The sequence below is a fragment of the Streptomyces sp. ALB3 genome (assembly GCF_044385685.1).
Taxonomy (GTDB): domain Bacteria; phylum Actinomycetota; class Actinomycetes; order Streptomycetales; family Streptomycetaceae; genus Streptomyces.
In genome coordinates this window covers 143,863-158,001 of sequence record NZ_JBISCE010000001.1, presented here as the reverse complement: position 1 = coordinate 158,001, position 14,139 = coordinate 143,863, and the positions used below count along the sequence as shown (strand labels likewise).

At 71.2% G+C, this 14,139-nt stretch carries 14 protein-coding genes and 1 riboswitch; of the genes, 6 read left to right on the top strand and 8 right to left on the bottom strand.

The window, feature by feature from the left end; translation table 11 throughout:
- Window positions 1–255 precede the first annotated feature (255 nt).
- A complete protein-coding gene (locus ACHFIV_RS00850) occupies window positions 256–462 on the bottom strand; it encodes a cold-shock protein (RefSeq protein ID WP_003967346.1) in 207 nt (68 codons plus the stop codon).
- A 351-nt stretch (window positions 463–813) separates the two neighbouring features.
- Between ACHFIV_RS00850 and ACHFIV_RS00845 the strand changes: the two genes are divergently transcribed.
- Window positions 814–972 (top strand): hypothetical protein, encoded by a 159-nt coding sequence (locus ACHFIV_RS00845; RefSeq protein ID WP_398961997.1) that lies wholly within the window; start codon window positions 814–816, stop codon window positions 970–972.
- A gap of 67 nt (window positions 973–1,039) precedes the next feature.
- Here ACHFIV_RS00845 and ACHFIV_RS00840 read toward each other — a convergent pair whose 3' ends face one another.
- Window positions 1,040–1,315: a MoaD/ThiS family protein gene (locus tag ACHFIV_RS00840; protein WP_099174090.1), complete on the bottom strand. Its 276-nt coding sequence runs from the start codon at window positions 1,313–1,315 to the stop codon at window positions 1,040–1,042.
- 28 nt (window positions 1,316–1,343) lie between these two features.
- A complete protein-coding gene (gene thrC / locus ACHFIV_RS00835) occupies window positions 1,344–2,642 on the bottom strand; it encodes a threonine synthase (RefSeq protein ID WP_398961993.1) in 1,299 nt (432 codons plus the stop codon).
- Between the two features lie 18 nt (window positions 2,643–2,660).
- Window positions 2,661–2,788, bottom strand: a riboswitch (SAM riboswitch).
- A 153-nt stretch (window positions 2,789–2,941) separates the two neighbouring features.
- On the opposite strand from thrC, the gene ACHFIV_RS00830 reads away from it, so the two are divergent.
- Both ACHFIV_RS00830 and ACHFIV_RS00825 read left to right on the top strand, forming a co-directional pair.
- Window positions 2,942–3,892: a glucosyl-3-phosphoglycerate synthase gene (locus ACHFIV_RS00830; RefSeq protein WP_398961990.1), complete on the top strand. Its 951-nt coding sequence runs from the start codon at window positions 2,942–2,944 to the stop codon at window positions 3,890–3,892.
- Window positions 3,893–3,962: 70 nt separating this feature from the next.
- Window positions 3,963–5,354 carry a trehalose-6-phosphate synthase gene (locus tag ACHFIV_RS00825; RefSeq protein ID WP_398961987.1) on the top strand — a complete coding sequence of 464 codons (1,392 nt, stop codon included), beginning with the start codon at window positions 3,963–3,965 and terminating at the stop codon, window positions 5,352–5,354.
- Here the strand turns inward: ACHFIV_RS00825 and otsB are convergent.
- From otsB to ACHFIV_RS00810, 3 genes are all read right to left on the bottom strand, one after another.
- Window positions 5,341–6,195 carry a trehalose-phosphatase gene (otsB, locus tag ACHFIV_RS00820; protein WP_398961985.1) on the bottom strand — a complete coding sequence of 285 codons (855 nt, stop codon included), beginning with the start codon at window positions 6,193–6,195 and terminating at the stop codon, window positions 5,341–5,343. The two genes, ACHFIV_RS00825 and otsB, sit on opposite strands and share 14 nt — an antisense overlap.
- Before the next feature lie 78 nt (window positions 6,196–6,273).
- Entirely contained in the window at window positions 6,274–6,516 is a 243-nt protein-coding gene (locus tag ACHFIV_RS00815; RefSeq protein WP_398961982.1) for a DUF3263 domain-containing protein, read from the bottom strand.
- Between the two features lie 14 nt (window positions 6,517–6,530).
- On the bottom strand, window positions 6,531–7,808 hold the full coding sequence (locus tag ACHFIV_RS00810) for an ABC transporter substrate-binding protein (RefSeq protein WP_398961979.1): 1,278 nt from the start codon (window positions 7,806–7,808) through the stop codon (window positions 6,531–6,533).
- 226 nt (window positions 7,809–8,034) lie between these two features.
- Between ACHFIV_RS00810 and ACHFIV_RS00805 the strand changes: the two genes are divergently transcribed.
- The 3 genes from ACHFIV_RS00805 to ACHFIV_RS00795 all read left to right on the top strand — a co-directional run bounded on the left by ACHFIV_RS00805 (window position 8,035) and on the right by ACHFIV_RS00795 (window position 11,176).
- Window positions 8,035–8,928 carry an ROK family protein gene (locus tag ACHFIV_RS00805; protein WP_398962362.1) on the top strand — a complete coding sequence of 298 codons (894 nt, stop codon included), beginning with the start codon at window positions 8,035–8,037 and terminating at the stop codon, window positions 8,926–8,928.
- Window positions 8,928–10,082 carry an N-acetylglucosamine-6-phosphate deacetylase gene (nagA, locus tag ACHFIV_RS00800; protein WP_398961977.1) on the top strand — a complete coding sequence of 385 codons (1,155 nt, stop codon included), beginning with the start codon at window positions 8,928–8,930 and terminating at the stop codon, window positions 10,080–10,082. The genes ACHFIV_RS00805 and nagA overlap by 1 nt, the downstream gene beginning before the upstream one ends.
- A gap of 161 nt (window positions 10,083–10,243) precedes the next feature.
- Complete coding sequence (locus ACHFIV_RS00795) at window positions 10,244–11,176, top strand: 1-phosphofructokinase family hexose kinase (RefSeq protein ID WP_398962359.1); 933 nt, start codon at window positions 10,244–10,246, stop codon at window positions 11,174–11,176.
- A gap of 105 nt (window positions 11,177–11,281) precedes the next feature.
- Here ACHFIV_RS00795 and ACHFIV_RS00790 read toward each other — a convergent pair whose 3' ends face one another.
- Together ACHFIV_RS00790 and cdgB are read right to left on the bottom strand one after the other, a co-directional pair.
- Entirely contained in the window at window positions 11,282–12,271 is a 990-nt protein-coding gene (locus ACHFIV_RS00790) for a carbohydrate-binding protein (protein WP_398961974.1), read from the bottom strand.
- Window positions 12,272–12,403: 132 nt separating this feature from the next.
- A complete protein-coding gene (cdgB, locus tag ACHFIV_RS00785; RefSeq protein ID WP_398961971.1) occupies window positions 12,404–14,056 on the bottom strand; it encodes a diguanylate cyclase CdgB in 1,653 nt (550 codons plus the stop codon).
- Window positions 14,057–14,139 lie beyond the last annotated feature (83 nt).

Genomic DNA, 14,139 nt, shown 5'->3' with positions numbered 1-14,139 from the left:
GGTCCAAGTTCTGTCACTCTCACCTGGAGAGTGCTAACGCCAATGATTAGCACTCGACCCCTGAGAGTGCAAGCGCCTCCGGGGAAGGCTCGCCGGGTGCGACGGCCGGGCGACCGGCGGGCGCGGCCCCCACCGCCGGGTCCCGGAAGGCCTTCCGGGCGTCCGGCGCGGGCGGCGACGCACGTGAGGCCCGTACCCCGGCGGGGGTACGGGCCTCACGTGCGTGAGTAGTGTCGTTGGCCGACCGCGCCGAGCTCAGCCGACGGCGAGCTTGACCATGTCCGCCTGCGGCCCCTTCTGGCCCTGCGAGATCTCGAACTCAACTCGCTGACCCTCTTCGAGGGTGCGGTACCCGTCCATCTGGATCGCGCTGTAGTGGACGAAAACATCCGCACCACCGTCGACCGCGATGAAGCCGTACCCCTTCTCCGCGTTGAACCACTTGACGGTGCCCTGAGCCATGCCTAACTCCCCTATTACTGGCCCTTGCACGAGACCGCACTTCGCGGGCCCGGGTCAGAACTCACCCTCCGACAGGAGAGGGTGGCGTGCGCCGGAACGCGTCGACCGCGGCCGAATGTATCTGCCCAACTGCCCTCTGCAACAGGTCAATCGGACGAGAATTCTGGGCACACGTGACCGCACGCATAGGCTGGATTCATAGGATTCCAGGGCAAGTCGGGCCTGACAAAGGCCACTTATGCCTCAAGGAGTTCACGTACTTTGGCTGCTTCTTGTCGCGGCCGGGCGCATTCTCATATGCGGGCGGTGCGGGCAGCTGCGGGGACTTCCCCAACTCTACCGTGCTCAACCATGCAGAATGACCCCCTCCGTTTCTCGCTCGCGGAGGGGGTCATCCTGTGCACGCCCTGGTGGATCGGCGTGCGGCGTCAGCTGCGGTGCGCCGCACGGCGGAGGGACGCCCGCGTACCGGACATCCGGGCGTTCCGACAGCACGGCGAGGTGCCGTGACTGTCGTCGTGCGCCCGCCCGGGATGACGGGACAGTCCTCGCGTCCGGGCAGCCGGCCCGTGTCCGGTCAGCCTCCGGCGACGGCCGGGATGATCGAGACGCCCGCGCCGTCCGGGGTCACCGCGTCCAGACCGCCCTCGAAGCGCACGTCGTCGTCGTTGACGTACACGTTGACGAAGCGGCGCAGCTTGCCCTGGTCGTCCAGGACGCGGGCACCGATGCCCGGGTGGTTCTGCTCCAGAGACGCGATGACCTCGGAGAGGGTCGCACCCTCGGCCGGGACCTCGGCCTGACCGCCCGTGTAGGTGCGGAGGATGGTGGGGATACGGACCTTGACGCTCATGTGGGTGCCTTCCTTCGGTCTCGGGTGGTCAGTTGGCGGCGGCGAGGCCCGCGTCGCGGAACGCGTCCAGGCTGGGCCGGATCGTCGCCGACAGGCCGGTCGTGGGAGCGACCGCGTCGAGCGTCTTGAGCCCGTCGCCGGTGTTCAGGACGACGGTGGTCAGGGTCGGGTCGAGCAGCCCGGCGTCGATCAGCTTCTTCGTCACACCGACCGTCACCCCGCCCGCGGTCTCGGCGAAGATGCCCTCGGTGCGGGCCAGCAGCTTGATCGCGTCGACGACCTGCTCGTCGTTGACGTCCTCCACGGCACCACCGGTGCGGCGGGCGATGTCCAGGACGTACGGGCCGTCGGCCGGGTTGCCGATCGCCAGGGACTTGGCGATGGTGTTCGGCTTCTGCGGACGCACGACGTCGTGACCGGCCTTGAAGGCGGTGGAGACCGGCGAGCACCCCTCGGCCTGGGCGCCGAAGATCTTGTACGGCTTGTCCTCGACGAGCCCGAGCTTGATCAGCTCCTGCAGGCCCTTGTCGATCTTCGTGAGCTGCGATCCGGACGCGATCGGGATGACCAGCTGGTCGGGCAGCCGCCAGCCCAGCTGCTCGCAGATCTCGTAGGCCAGGGTCTTGGAGCCCTCGCCGTAGTACGGCCGCAGGTTGACGTTGACGAAGCCCCAGCCCTCGCCGAGCGGGTCACCGATGAGCTCCGAGCAGAAGCGGTTGACGTCGTCGTAGTTGCCCTCGATGCCGACCAGTTCGCCGCCGTAGACCGCGGCCATGACGACCTTGCCCTGCTCCAGGTCGTGCGGGATGAACACGCAGGAACGGAAGCCGGCGCGGGCCGCGGCGGCGCCCACCGCACCGGCGAGGTTGCCGGTGGAGGAGCAGGAGAGGGTGGTGAACCCGAACGCGCGGGCCGCCTCGACGGCGATGGCGACGACGCGGTCCTTGAAGGAGTGCGTCGGGTTGCCGGAGTCGTCCTTGACGTACAGGCCGCCGGTCACGCCCAGCTCGCGGGCGAGGTTGTCCGCCTTGACCAGCTTCGTGAAACCGGGGTTGATGTTGGGCTTGTCCGCGACATCCGAGGGGACGGGCAGCAGCGGCGCGTATCGCCAGATGTTGTCGGGGCCTTCGGCGATGCGCTTCTTCAGCTCTTCGGGTGAGCCGCTCGGCAGGTCGTAGGCCACTTCGAGCGGCCCGAAACAGGACGCACAGGCGAAAATGGGGCCGAGCTCGAAACGCTCGCCGCATTCGCGGCAGGAAAGCGCCGCGGCGGGACCGAGGTCCACGGCGGAAGAATTGGTGTTCGCTGCAACTGTCTGCACGGCCATGATGGCGGAGGCCCTTTCTCCTCATCTTCCTTGAGACGTATTTCGCCGCAAGACGGAATTGGCACCTTCCCCACCGTGACCTCGCGGTCGGCAGGAGGGTTGCCGGGACTTCAACGGGCCGTTCCCTCAGTCCCTCTGGATGAGCGCTATGGCACCGGACCAGGGATCCGGGCGTTTATCCGCAGGCGGACCCCGAGATGCGAGAGTCGTCCGCGTTGTTCAAGACTGTAACCGAAGCACCTGACGGTCGAGACAGTCGTCCGAACCGCGAGATGGATCACATACAGGGAGTACCGACCGTGCTGGAAGAGGTGGAATGCTGGCTGACCAGGCGTTCCTGGTCAGCTGCCGACCGCTCGCTCGACCGGCTCACGGCCGCTCGGGCCAGGGATCCGCACCGCTCACGCGTGAGCGTCGTCCTGCCCGCGCTGAACGAGGAGGCCACGGTCGGCGCGATCGTCGCGGAGATCCGTCGCGAGCTGATGGAGAAGGTCCCGCTCGTCGACGAGCTGGTGGTGATCGACTCGGGTTCGACCGACGGCACCGCCGGGGAGGCGCGGCGGGCAGGCGCCCGGGTCGTGCACCGGGACGCGATCCTCCCCAGGATCCCCACCGTGCCGGGCAAGGGCGAGGTCCTGTGGCGCTCGCTGCTCGTGACCAGCGGGGACATCGTCTGCTTCGTCGACGCGGACCTCAGGGAGTTCTCGGCGGACTTCGTCTCCGGGATCGTCGGACCGCTGCTGACCGACCCCTCGGTGCAGTTCGTGAAGGCCATGTACGACCGGCCGCTCGGCGAAGCGGCAGGCCAGGGCGGCCGGGTGACCGAGCTGGTGGCGCGCCCGCTGCTCAACCTCCACTGGCCGCTCCTGGCCGGCTTCGTCCAGCCGCTGGGCGGCGAGTACGCGGTCCGGCGCTCCCTGCTGGAGCAGCTCCCCTTCCCCGTCGGTTACGGCGTGGAGCTCGGCCTGCTCGTCGACGCGCTGCACACGGTCGGCCTGGACGCCCTGGCGCAGGTCGACGTGGGCGTACGCAAACACCGCCACCAGGACGGCCAGGCCCTCGGCCGGATGGCGGCCACGATCTACCGCACCGCGCAGCTGAGGCTCTCCCGGGGGCCGCTCGTGAGGCCCGAGATCACCCAGTTCGAGCGGGGTGACGGCGGCTTCGTCCCGCTCACCCACGCGGTGGACACCGACGAGAGGCCGCCGATGCGGGACATCGAGGAGTACGCCTCCCGCAGAGCGGCGTGACGGCTCCTCGTGCGGGGCTCCGGGCGCACCGCACGTTTGCAGGCTCCCCGAACGGGCTAGGTTCGAGTACATGGTCTCCGAGCACGCTGCCCAGGTCCTCGTCGCGTCCAACCGCGGTCCGGTGTCGTACGCACTGCGGGAGGACGGCACGCTCGACTCGAAACGGGGCGGAGGCGGGCTCGTCTCCGGCCTCAGCGCCGTCGACGACAAGCTGTGGGTGTGCGCCGCCCTCAGCGACGGCGACCGCGAGGCGGTCCGGCGCGGGGTGTCCGAGCCCGGCGTCCGGATGCTCGACATCGACGCCGGGGTCCACGCGGACGCGTACAACGGCATCGCGAACTCCGTGCTGTGGTTCGTCCACCACATGATCTACCAGACACCGCTGGAGCCCGTCTTCGACGCGGAGTTCCGCCGGCAGTGGGCCTCCTACGAGACCTACAACCGGGCCTTCGCGGAAGCACTCGCCCAGGAGGCGGCCGAGGGCGCCGCCGTCCTGGTGCAGGACTACCACCTCTCCCTGGTCCCCGGCATACTGCGCGAACTCCGTCCCGACCTGCGGATCGGGCACTTCTCGCACACCCCCTGGGCCCCCGTCGACTACTTCCGCCTCCTGCCCGACGACATCGGCGAGCAGTTGCTCAACGGCATCCTGGGCGCCGACCGCGCCGCGTTCCTGACCCGCCGCTGGGCGGACGCCTTCATCGGCTGCTGCACGGAGATCCTGGGCGGCACCGGCCGCACCCGGATCGGGGTGCACGGGCTGGGCGCCGACGCCGACTTCCTGCGCCGCCGCTCCCGCGAGGCGGACGTCGACGAGCGCATGGAGCTCCTGCGCGAGCAGGTGGGCGCGGACCGGCGCACCATCGTCCGGGTGGACCGCACGGAGCTCTCCAAGAACATCGTCCGCGGGCTGCACGCCTACCGCGCGCTGCTGGAGGAGCGCCCGGAATGGCGCGGGCGCGTGGTGCACATCGCGTTCGCCTACCCCTCGCGACAGGACCTCGCGGTCTACCGCGACTACACGGCGGAGGTCCAGCGGGTCGCCGACGCCGTCAACGCGGAGTACGGCACGGCCGACTGGACGCCGGTCCTGCTCCACGTCGACGACGACTTCGCCCGCTCCCTGGCGGCGTACCGGCTGGCGGACGTGGCCCTGGTCAACCCGATCCGGGACGGCATGAACCTGGTCGCCAAGGAGGTCCCGGTCGTCTCGGACCACGGCTGCGCGCTGGTGCTCTCCCGGGAGGCGGGAGCCTACGAGGAGCTGGGCGAGGACGCGGTCGTGGTCAACCCGTACGACGTCTCGGCCACGGCGACGGCCCTGCACGAGGCGCTCACGATGGACGCCGACGAGCGCGGCGCCCGCACGAAGCGCCTCGCCGCCGCGGCGACCGCCCTGCCGCCGCAGCAGTGGTTCCTCGACCAGCTGGACGCGCTGAAGGAGACGCCTAGCCCCGGCTGAGCCGCCGCGCCAGGGAGTGGAGCAGCTCCGCCACCGCCGCCGGGCCGGGCAGCACCAGGTCGGCCCGTTCCGCGAGTTCGGGGACCGCGGTGCCGCTGCACACCAGCAGGCCGGCGGTGCCGCTCTCGCGGAGCTTCTCCACGGCGGCGTACGCGGCGAGGTCGCCGAGGTCGTCGCCGGCGTACAGCACCGTGTCCGCGCCGGCCTCCTTCACGTACTCCTCCAGGGCCACGCCCTTGTCGACGCCGGGCGGACGCAGTTCCAGGACCATGCGGCCCGGTTCGACGATCAGGCCGTGGCGTGCCGCGAGACCGGCCAGCGGGGTCCGCAGCGCGTCGAAGGCGGCCTGCGGGTCGGCGGCCCTGCGGGTGTGGACGGCGACCGCGCGGCCCTTCTCCTCGATCCAGATGCCGCTGTCCGTACCGGTGCCGACGCCTTTCAGCACGGAGGGAAGCTCCGCCCCGGCGGCTTCCACTCCGGGGTCCGGCGCGGGGGCGTGCACGGTCCCGGTGGCGGCGTCCCAGCGTTCGGCGCCGTAGTGCCCGAGGACGACGAGGTGGCCCAGGCCCGGCGCTCCGGTGAAGCCGCCGTACCGCACGGCGGTCTCGGCGGGACGCCCGGTGATCACGGCGACGGCGGCGATCCGGGGCGCCAGCGCGGAGAGGGCCGGGACGACGGAGGGGTGGGCGCGGGACTGCTCCGGGTCCGGGACGATGTCCGCGAGCGTGCCGTCGAAGTCGAGCGCGACGACGGCGCGGGACGGGCGGGCGAGGAGTGCGGCGAGGCCTTCGCGGCCGGCCTGGGTGGACGGGGTCGGGAGGGGGTGTGCCGGATTTCCCATGGTCCGAGCCTATCGGTCACCGGGGCCCGTGGCGGGGCCGGGAACCGGCCCCGGGGCGCCGGCGGGCAGGACCGGCCCTCAGCGGCGTCCGCGCCTCGCTTCGCGGACCCGGCGCAGGCGGTTCACCGTGACCGGGTCCTCCTCCAGCGCGCGACGGTCGTCCAGGAGCGCGTTGAGCAGCTGGTAGTAGCGGACCGGCGAGATGCCGAGCTCCTCCCGCACCGCACGTTCCTTCGCGCCCGGTCCCGGCCAGGAGCGCCGCTCCATGGCCAGCACCGCGCGTTCCTGGCCGGTGAGGGGGGAAGCGGGATCGGCGGTCATACCGACCAACCTACCTACTCCGCGCTCTCCGCCTGCCGGGCCAGGGACGCGATCTCCACGAGGACGCCCTCCGGGCTGCCGCCGGGTTCGACGGCCGTGCCGATCTTCTTCTTGATCTCCTCGCTGGCCTGGGCCCACGAGGTCTTGCCGAACGGGTACAGCTGCGAGTTCGGCAGCGCCGTCAGGAACTCGTGCAGCGACTCGTGCTTGCTGTCGGCCGCCATCGCGTCGGACGCGCTCCTGGTCACGGGCAGCAGGTCGTACTGGTCGGCGAAGGCCAGCACGTTCTCGTCCTTGTAGGCGAAGTCGAGGAACTTGCCCGTCTCCACCCGGTGGCCGTTCTGCTTGAAGCCCATCATCCAGTCGGCCACGCCCATCGAGCCCTTGGTCGGCCCGTCGATCCCGGGCAGCGGCACCATGCCGACCTCGACGCCCTTCTTCTCGGCCTCCTGCATCAGCGTCGGGTGGCCGTTGAGCATGCCCACCTCGCCCTCGGTGAACGCGTCGAAGGCCTTCGCCCGGTCGAGCTTCCCGGGGGCGACGGGGCCGGTGAGGCCCTTGCCCACGAGGTTGTTCTTCAGCCACTGGAAGGTGGCTATGTTGGCCGGCGAGTCGATGTCGTAGTTGCCGAGCTCGTCCGTGTAGTTGCCGCCTCCGCTGAGCAGCCACATCAGGGTCTCGGCCTGCGACTCCTCCTGGCCGAGCGGCAGGGCGAAGGGGTAGGTCACCCCGCGCCGCTTGAGAGCGGTGGCGTCGCTGCGGATGTCGTCCCAGGTCTGCGGGGCACCGAGGCCCGCCTTGGCGAACAGGCCCTTGTTGTAGAAGAGGAGCCGGGTGCTCGCCACGAACGGGAGGCCGTACAGATCGCCGTCGACCTCGCCCGCGTCGGTGAGCGAGGGCAGGAAGTTGGATCCCGTGCGGATGGCGATCATCTCGTCGGCGGTGTAGAGCTTGCCCGCCTCCGCGTAGTCGGCGTACGCCCCGATCTGCGCGATGTCGGGGGCGTTGCCGGCCTTCACCATCTCGGCGACCTCGCGGTCGACGTCCTTCCAGGAGTAGACGCTGACCTCGACGTCGATGGAGGGGTTGGCCTTCTCGAACTTCTCGGCGACGTCGTCCCAGTACTTCTGGGAGCTGTTCTCCGGACCGGTCCCGTAGTCGGCCGCGACCAGCCGCAGGGTGACGTCGCCACCTCCGGTGTCCGAACCGCACCCCGACAACGTCACCGTCATACCGAGTGCGGCCACCACCGCGGTCAGACCCACAAAGCGCCGCTGCACAGCCCTGTCCATCCCTACATCGATCGGCGCGGGCGCCGTCGCTGCGGCGACGGACCCGCGTTACTGCCTCACGTCCACACGGAGGTCTACACCACCGGTGTATCGATTCGGCAATCTAGCAGGACCGTTTTGTATGGGTGGTCAACAAACCTCGATAGTGGACTAGACCTTTTAGGGGTCGTCGGGCGAAACTGTCTTCGTGAGACACGTCATCGCCCTCGATGTGGGCGGCACAGGAATGAAGGCCGCTCTGGTCGGGGCCGACGGCACCCTGCTCCACGAGGCGCGCCGGGCCACCGGCAGGGACCGCGGCGCCGAAGCCGTCGTGGAGACGATCCTGGGCTTCGCCGCGGATCTGCGCGCCTACGGCGAGGAGCACTTCGGCGAAGGCGCCGTCGCCGCCGGGGTGGCCGTCCCCGGCATCATCGACACGGAACGCGGGGTCGCTGTCTACGCCGCCAACCTCGGCTGGCGCGACGTGCCCCTGCGGAAGCTGCTCGGCGAGCGGCTCGGCGGCATACCGGTCGCGCTCGGCCACGACGTCAGGACCGGCGGACTCGCCGAAGGGCGGATCGGCGCCGGCAAGGGCGCGGACCGCTTCCTGTTCGTGCCGCTGGGCACGGGCATCGCGGGCGCCATCGGCATCGCGGGCACCATCGAGGCGGGCGCCCACGGCTACGCCGGCGAGATCGGCCACATCGTCGTCCGGCCCGACGGCCCGGACTGCGGCTGCGGGCAGCGCGGCTGCCTGGAGACCCTCGCCTCGGCCGCCGCCGTGTCCAGGGCCTGGGCCACCGCGTCCGGCGACCCCGGTGCGGACGCCGCGGACTGCGCGAAAGCCGTCGCCTCGGGCGACCGGGCGGCACTGCGCGTGTGGCAGGACGCCGTCGACGCGCTGGCCGCGGGCCTGGTCATCGCGCTCACTCTGCTGGACCCCCGCACGCTCATCATCGGTGGCGGTCTCGCCGAGGCGGGGGAAACCTTGTTCACACCACTGCGTGCGGCCGTCGAGGAACGGGTCACGTTCCAGAAGCTGCCCCACATCGTCCCGGCGGCCCTCGGGGACACCGCCGGATGCCTGGGCGCAGGGCTGCTCGCCTGGGATCTACTCTCCACGGAGGTATCCGCCTGATGGCCGGACGCGCAGACAGCACGGTTCTCGCAGGGGCCCGGGTGGTTCTTCCCACCGGCACCGTCGAGAACGGCCGGGTGATCGTCGAGGGCACCCGGATCGCCGGCAGCACGACGGACGGCGCCCGGACCGTCGACCTCTCGGGCCACTGGGTGGTCCCCGGATTCGTCGACATCCACAACCACGGCGGCGGCGGCGCCTCCTTCGCCACCGGCACCGCCGAGGACGTCCTGGCCGGGGCCCGGACACACCGCGAACACGGCACGACGACCGTCGTCGCCTCCACCGTCACCGGCGACATGGACTTCCTGGCCCGCCAGGCCGGGATGCTCTCCGAACTGGTCGAGCAGGGCGAACTCGCCGGGATCCACTTCGAGGGCCCCTTCATCTCCCCCTGCCGCAAGGGCGCCCACAGCGAGGAACTGCTCCGCGACCCCGACCCCGCCGAGGTCCGCAAGCTGCTCGACGCGGCCCGCGGCAGCGCCCGGATGGTCACCCTCGCCACCGAACTCCCGGGCGGCATCGAGTCCGTACGGCTGCTCGCCGAGCACGGGGTGATCGCCGCCGTCGGCCACACGGACGCGACGTACGAGCAGACCGTGGAGGCGATCGACGCGGGCGCCACCGTCGCCACGCACCTCTTCAACGCGATGCCCGCCATCGGCCACCGCGCCCCGGGCCCCGTCGCCGCCCTCCTGGAGGACGAGCGGGTCACCGTCGAGCTGATCAACGACGGCACGCACCTGCACCCCGCCGCCCTGGAGCTCGCCTACCACCACGCCGGCGCCGACCGGGTCGCCCTGATCACGGACGCCATGGACGCGGCCGGTTCGGGCGACGGCCACTACGAGCTCGGGCCGCTCGCCGTCGAGGTCAGGGACGGGGTCGCACGCCTCGTGGAGGGCGGCTCCATCGCCGGCTCCACCCTCACCCTGGACACCGCGTTCCGCCGGGCCGTGACGCTCGACAGGATCCCCGTCGAGGACGTCGTCAGGTCCATCTCCGCCAACCCGGCCAGACTCCTCGGCCTGTACGACAGGGTCGGCTCGCTGGACCCGGGCAAGGACGCCGACCTCGTGGTCCTGGACGCGGACTTCACGCTCAAGGGCGTCATGCGCCGGGGCGAGTGGATCGTCGAGCCCCGCCTCGGGTGACGGCGCGCCACTTGCCGGCGCCCTGTTGAACACGTAACGAAGAGACGGCGGTTGTCCCGGAGACCTGGGACGGCCGCCGCCTCTTTGGCATGATCACCAGGTCAGCGCCGCGAGGGAGACGGCGCGGGAACGGACGACCAAGGAACCGGGGGCCGGTGCAGGTGATACTGACCGTCACGCTGAACACGGCACTCGACCTGACGTACACCGTCCCCGCCCTCGTCCCACGGACCAGCCACCGCGTCCACGACGTGACCGAACGCCCGGGCGGCAAGGGTGTCAACGTGGCCCGGGTACTCTCCGCGCTCGGCCACGACACCGTCGTCACCGGCTTCGCGGGCGGCACCACCGGGGCCGTCCTGCGCGAACTCCTCGGCGCCCTCCCCCACCGCCCCGCCGACGCGCTCGTCACCGTCGCGGGGAACACCCGCCGCACCGTCGCCGTCGTCGACCGCTCCGGCGGTGACACCACCCAGCTGAACGAGCCGGGCCCGCAGATAGGCGCCGACGAGTGGGCGGCCTTCCTCCGGACGTTCCGTGACCTGCTCCCCGGAGCCGAGGCCGTCGCCCTCTGCGGCAGCCTCCCTCCCGGGATCCACGTCGGCGCGTACGCGGACCTCGTGCGGCTCACCCGAACGGCCGGCGTACCCGTCCTCCTGGACACCGACGGCGAACCCCTGCGCCGCGGGGTCGCCGCCCGGCCCGACCTCGTCAAACCGAACGCCGACGAGCTCGCCCGGCTCACCGGCGCCCGCGATCCGCTGCGCGCCACCCGGGACGCCCGCCGCCGCGGCGCACGCGGCGTCGTCGCGTCGCTGGGCGCGGACGGGCTCCTCGCCGTCACCCCCGAGGGGATCTGGCGGGCCGCACCGCCGTCCACCGTGCGGGGCAACCCGACGGGCGCGGGCGACTCCGCGGTCGCCGGACTGCTCTCCGCCCTCGCCGAAGGACTGGACTGGCCGGACCGGCTGGCACGCGCGGTCGCCCTGTCGACGGCGACCGTGATGGCCCCGGCGGCCGGCGAGTTCGACCGGGCCGCCTACGAGGACCTGCTGACCCGCGTCACCGTGGAACAGCAGGCCCCGGCCGCCTGAACCGGCCCCCGACCGGCGGGGCGCCCCCGGAAACCACCGCGTCCCGGCTCGCTGGGCGATGACCGGGACGACGGTGGTGCGGTGCGGTGCTCCCGCGACGGCGGGTCAGCTCTTGACGTGGCCCGACTTCAGCGACAGCTGGTCGAGGTTGGCGTCACACGAGTCGCCCTCGTTGCACGACAGCATCAGCTTGTTCGACCCCTTCTGGAGCTGGACGTACGCGTACGTCCTCGTCCAGCCCTTCTCCAGGTCGCCCTCCGCCGCCTTCGCGAAGTTCTTCATGTTGATGGAGCGGGGGTCCTCGTCGTTGACCGTGAGGGACGTCTTGGCGTCCTTCCCCGGCACGCCGTACGTCACGTACAGCGTGTACGCCCCGCTCTCCGGCACTTCGACCGTCCAGGTGGCCGAGCGGCCGACCTCGTTGAGGCTGATGTACTGGCCGTTCGCGCTCTTGGCGCCCTTGACCGTGTTGTCCAGGGAGGCCGTGCCCCCGAGCGTCAGCGTCGCCGCGTCCTGCTCGGGCAGCTCGACGGGCTCCTGGGACGGCTTCGTGGACTTCTCGGGCTTCGGGGACTCCTCGACCTCGCCGGCCGGACCCGCCGAGGCACCGGCCTCGTCCTTCTTGCCCTCGCCGTCGTCGCCCGTCATCAACGCGGCGCCGATACCGACGAGCACCACCGCGACCACGGCGACGGCCGCGATCAGCAGCGCCTTCGTGTTCGGACCGCCACGGCCGGGGCCGCCGTTCCTGCCGCCGCCGCTCGGCACCGACCCGTGCTGCGCGGTCACCGCGCCGCCGGGGTAGGTCTCCGGCGCCGCGTACTGCGGGTTCGGCTGGCCGTACTGGGGCTGCTGGCCGTACTGCGGCTGCTGGCCGTAGGCCTGCTGCGGCGGGACCTGCCCGTACTGGCGCTCACCGACCGTCCGCACCTGGTTGTACGACGTTCTGGGCACGCCGGGCTGCGCTGCCGGACCGGGGTAGCCGTAACCACCCTGCCCGGGCGGCTGTGCGCCTGCCGCCTGCCCGTCCGCGTACAGATAGCCGAACGGATCGTCGTCCTCGGGCTTGCTCGCGCCGTTGTTTCCGGCCGTCATCCCTGGGTCACTCCTCACCATGTCGCCAGCCGTCGCCGACCGGCCGAGCCTACCCCGAACGGAGCACGCGTCGAATTGCCCTCGGTCCCCCGGAAAACCGGGCGGGGTACGGGAACAGCCAGGGCGTGAACGTCAGCCGGCTCTGCGGTGAACCTTCGACCGGGACCGCTTTTCCACGTACATCCGCTGGTCGGCGGAGTGCAGGACCTCTTCGTCCGTCATGCCGCACTCGGCCCAGCCGATACCGAAACTCGCCCCGACCCTGACTGCCCGGCCGTCCACCCTGATGGGCGGAATGATGGCGTTACGCAAGCGTACGGCCAGATCCGCGGCATCTGCGGCCCCGAGGCCGTCCGCGAGGACGACGAATTCGTCACCCCCGAGCCGCGCGACGGTGTCACCGTCCCGTACGCAGGTCGTGAGCCGCCGGGCGACCTCGATGAGAACCGCGTCACCCGCGTGGTGCCCGAAGCGGTCGTTGATGGACTTGAAGCCGTCGAGGTCGCAGAAGAGGACGGCGAGCCCTTTGGTCCCGTCGTCGTGCTCCGGGTCGGGCGCCTCGATGTGCACGTGGTGGTCGTAGGGGCCGACGCCGGGCGCGACCTCCCCCTCGTACCCGTCCATCCGGTAGCCGTGCGCCGGGCCGTCGACATCGCCGTACGCCGCGTCCAGCGCCTCGATCGCGGTGGAGGTGAGCGAGTGAGGCCTCTCACACAGCCGCGCGCTGAGCCGGGAGCGCAGCTCGGCACTGTTGGGCAGGCCGGTCAGCGCGTCGTGGGAGGCACGGTGTGCGAGATTCAGCTCGTTGCGCTTGCGCTCCTCGATGTCCTCGACGTGGGTGAGCAGGAAACGCGGACCGTCGGTGGTGTCGGCGACGACGGAGTTCCGCAGGGAGACCCAGAGGTAGGTGCCGTCCCTGCGCCCCAGCCGCAGCTCCGCCCGCCCGCCCTCGGCGGACGTGCGGAGCAGGGTCCCGATGTCCTCGGGGTGCACCAGGTCGGCGAAGGAGTAGCGGCGCAGGACGGAGGCGGGGCGCCCCAGGAGCCGGCAGAGCGCGTCGTTGGTGCGCAGCAGCCTGCCGTGCTGGTCACCGCCCATCTCGGCGATGGCCATGCCGCTGGGGGCGTACTCGAACGCCTGGCGGAAGGATTCCTCACTGGCCCGCAGCGCCTGCTGTTCGCGCTCGAGCCTGACCAGGGCTCGCTGCATGTTTGCTCGGAGGCGAGCGTTACTGATCGCAATGGCTGCCTGGGAGGCGTACATCTGGAGGGCCTCACGGCCCCAGGCGCCGGGCCGGCGGCCGTTGCGCGGCCTGTCGACCGAGATGACGCCCAGGAGGTCCAGACCTCCGCCGGAGGCGTACATGGGGGCGTAGAGGCGGTCCAGGGGGTGCCACTCGTCCTCGAAGCGGGGCTCCGGCCCCTCGGTGTGCCACTGGGGGACGTCGTCGTCGAGGAGCACCCAGCCCTCGGTGTGGGGTATGAACCGGAGCTCGTCCCAAGCCTCACCCATCGACAGCCTGCGGTCCCAGGACACACGGGAGCCCACACGGCCGGTGATCAGGGCTTCGGCGGCGCTGTTGCCGGCGAACGCGGCGACCACGAGATCACCGTCGGGGCGGACGAGGTTCACGCAGCCCAGCTCGTAACCGAGGCCCGTGACGATGCCGTCGGCCACGGACTGCAGTGTGTCCGCCAGGCTCCGTGCCGTGTTGAGATCAGCGACGGCCTGGTGCAACTGCCGCATGGTCGCAAGACGGACGTACGGCTCCGACTCGGCCTCCATTGCTCGCACTCCCCGAGACCTCGACAGCAACTCCAGGTTTCATATCGACGTACTTGTTGCACTGTCACGGCCACTGAATCACA

Bases quoted from the DNA above. Each gene is read 5' to 3' on its own strand.
- ACHFIV_RS00850 (WP_003967346.1), bottom strand. From the start codon at position 462: ATGGCTCAGGGCACCGTCAAGTGGTTCAACGCGGAGAAGGGGTACGGC.
- ACHFIV_RS00845 (WP_398961997.1), top strand. From the start codon at position 814: ATGCAGAATGACCCCCTCCGTTTCTCGCTCGCGGAGGGGGTCATCCTG.
- ACHFIV_RS00840 (WP_099174090.1), bottom strand. From the start codon at position 1,315: ATGAGCGTCAAGGTCCGTATCCCCACCATCCTCCGCACCTACACGGGC.
- thrC (WP_398961993.1), bottom strand. From the start codon at position 2,642: ATGGCCGTGCAGACAGTTGCAGCGAACACCAATTCTTCCGCCGTGGAC.
- ACHFIV_RS00825 (WP_398961987.1), top strand. From the start codon at position 3,963: ATGGTCTCCGAGCACGCTGCCCAGGTCCTCGTCGCGTCCAACCGCGGT.
- otsB (WP_398961985.1), bottom strand. From the start codon at position 6,195: ATGGGAAATCCGGCACACCCCCTCCCGACCCCGTCCACCCAGGCCGGC.
- ACHFIV_RS00815 (WP_398961982.1), bottom strand. From the start codon at position 6,516: ATGACCGCCGATCCCGCTTCCCCCCTCACCGGCCAGGAACGCGCGGTG.
- ACHFIV_RS00810 (WP_398961979.1), bottom strand. From the start codon at position 7,808: ATGGACAGGGCTGTGCAGCGGCGCTTTGTGGGTCTGACCGCGGTGGTG.
- ACHFIV_RS00805 (WP_398962362.1), top strand. From the start codon at position 8,035: ATGAAGGCCGCTCTGGTCGGGGCCGACGGCACCCTGCTCCACGAGGCG.
- nagA (WP_398961977.1), top strand. From the start codon at position 8,928: ATGGCCGGACGCGCAGACAGCACGGTTCTCGCAGGGGCCCGGGTGGTT.
- ACHFIV_RS00790 (WP_398961974.1), bottom strand. From the start codon at position 12,271: ATGACGGCCGGAAACAACGGCGCGAGCAAGCCCGAGGACGACGATCCG.
- cdgB (WP_398961971.1), bottom strand. From the start codon at position 14,056: ATGGAGGCCGAGTCGGAGCCGTACGTCCGTCTTGCGACCATGCGGCAG.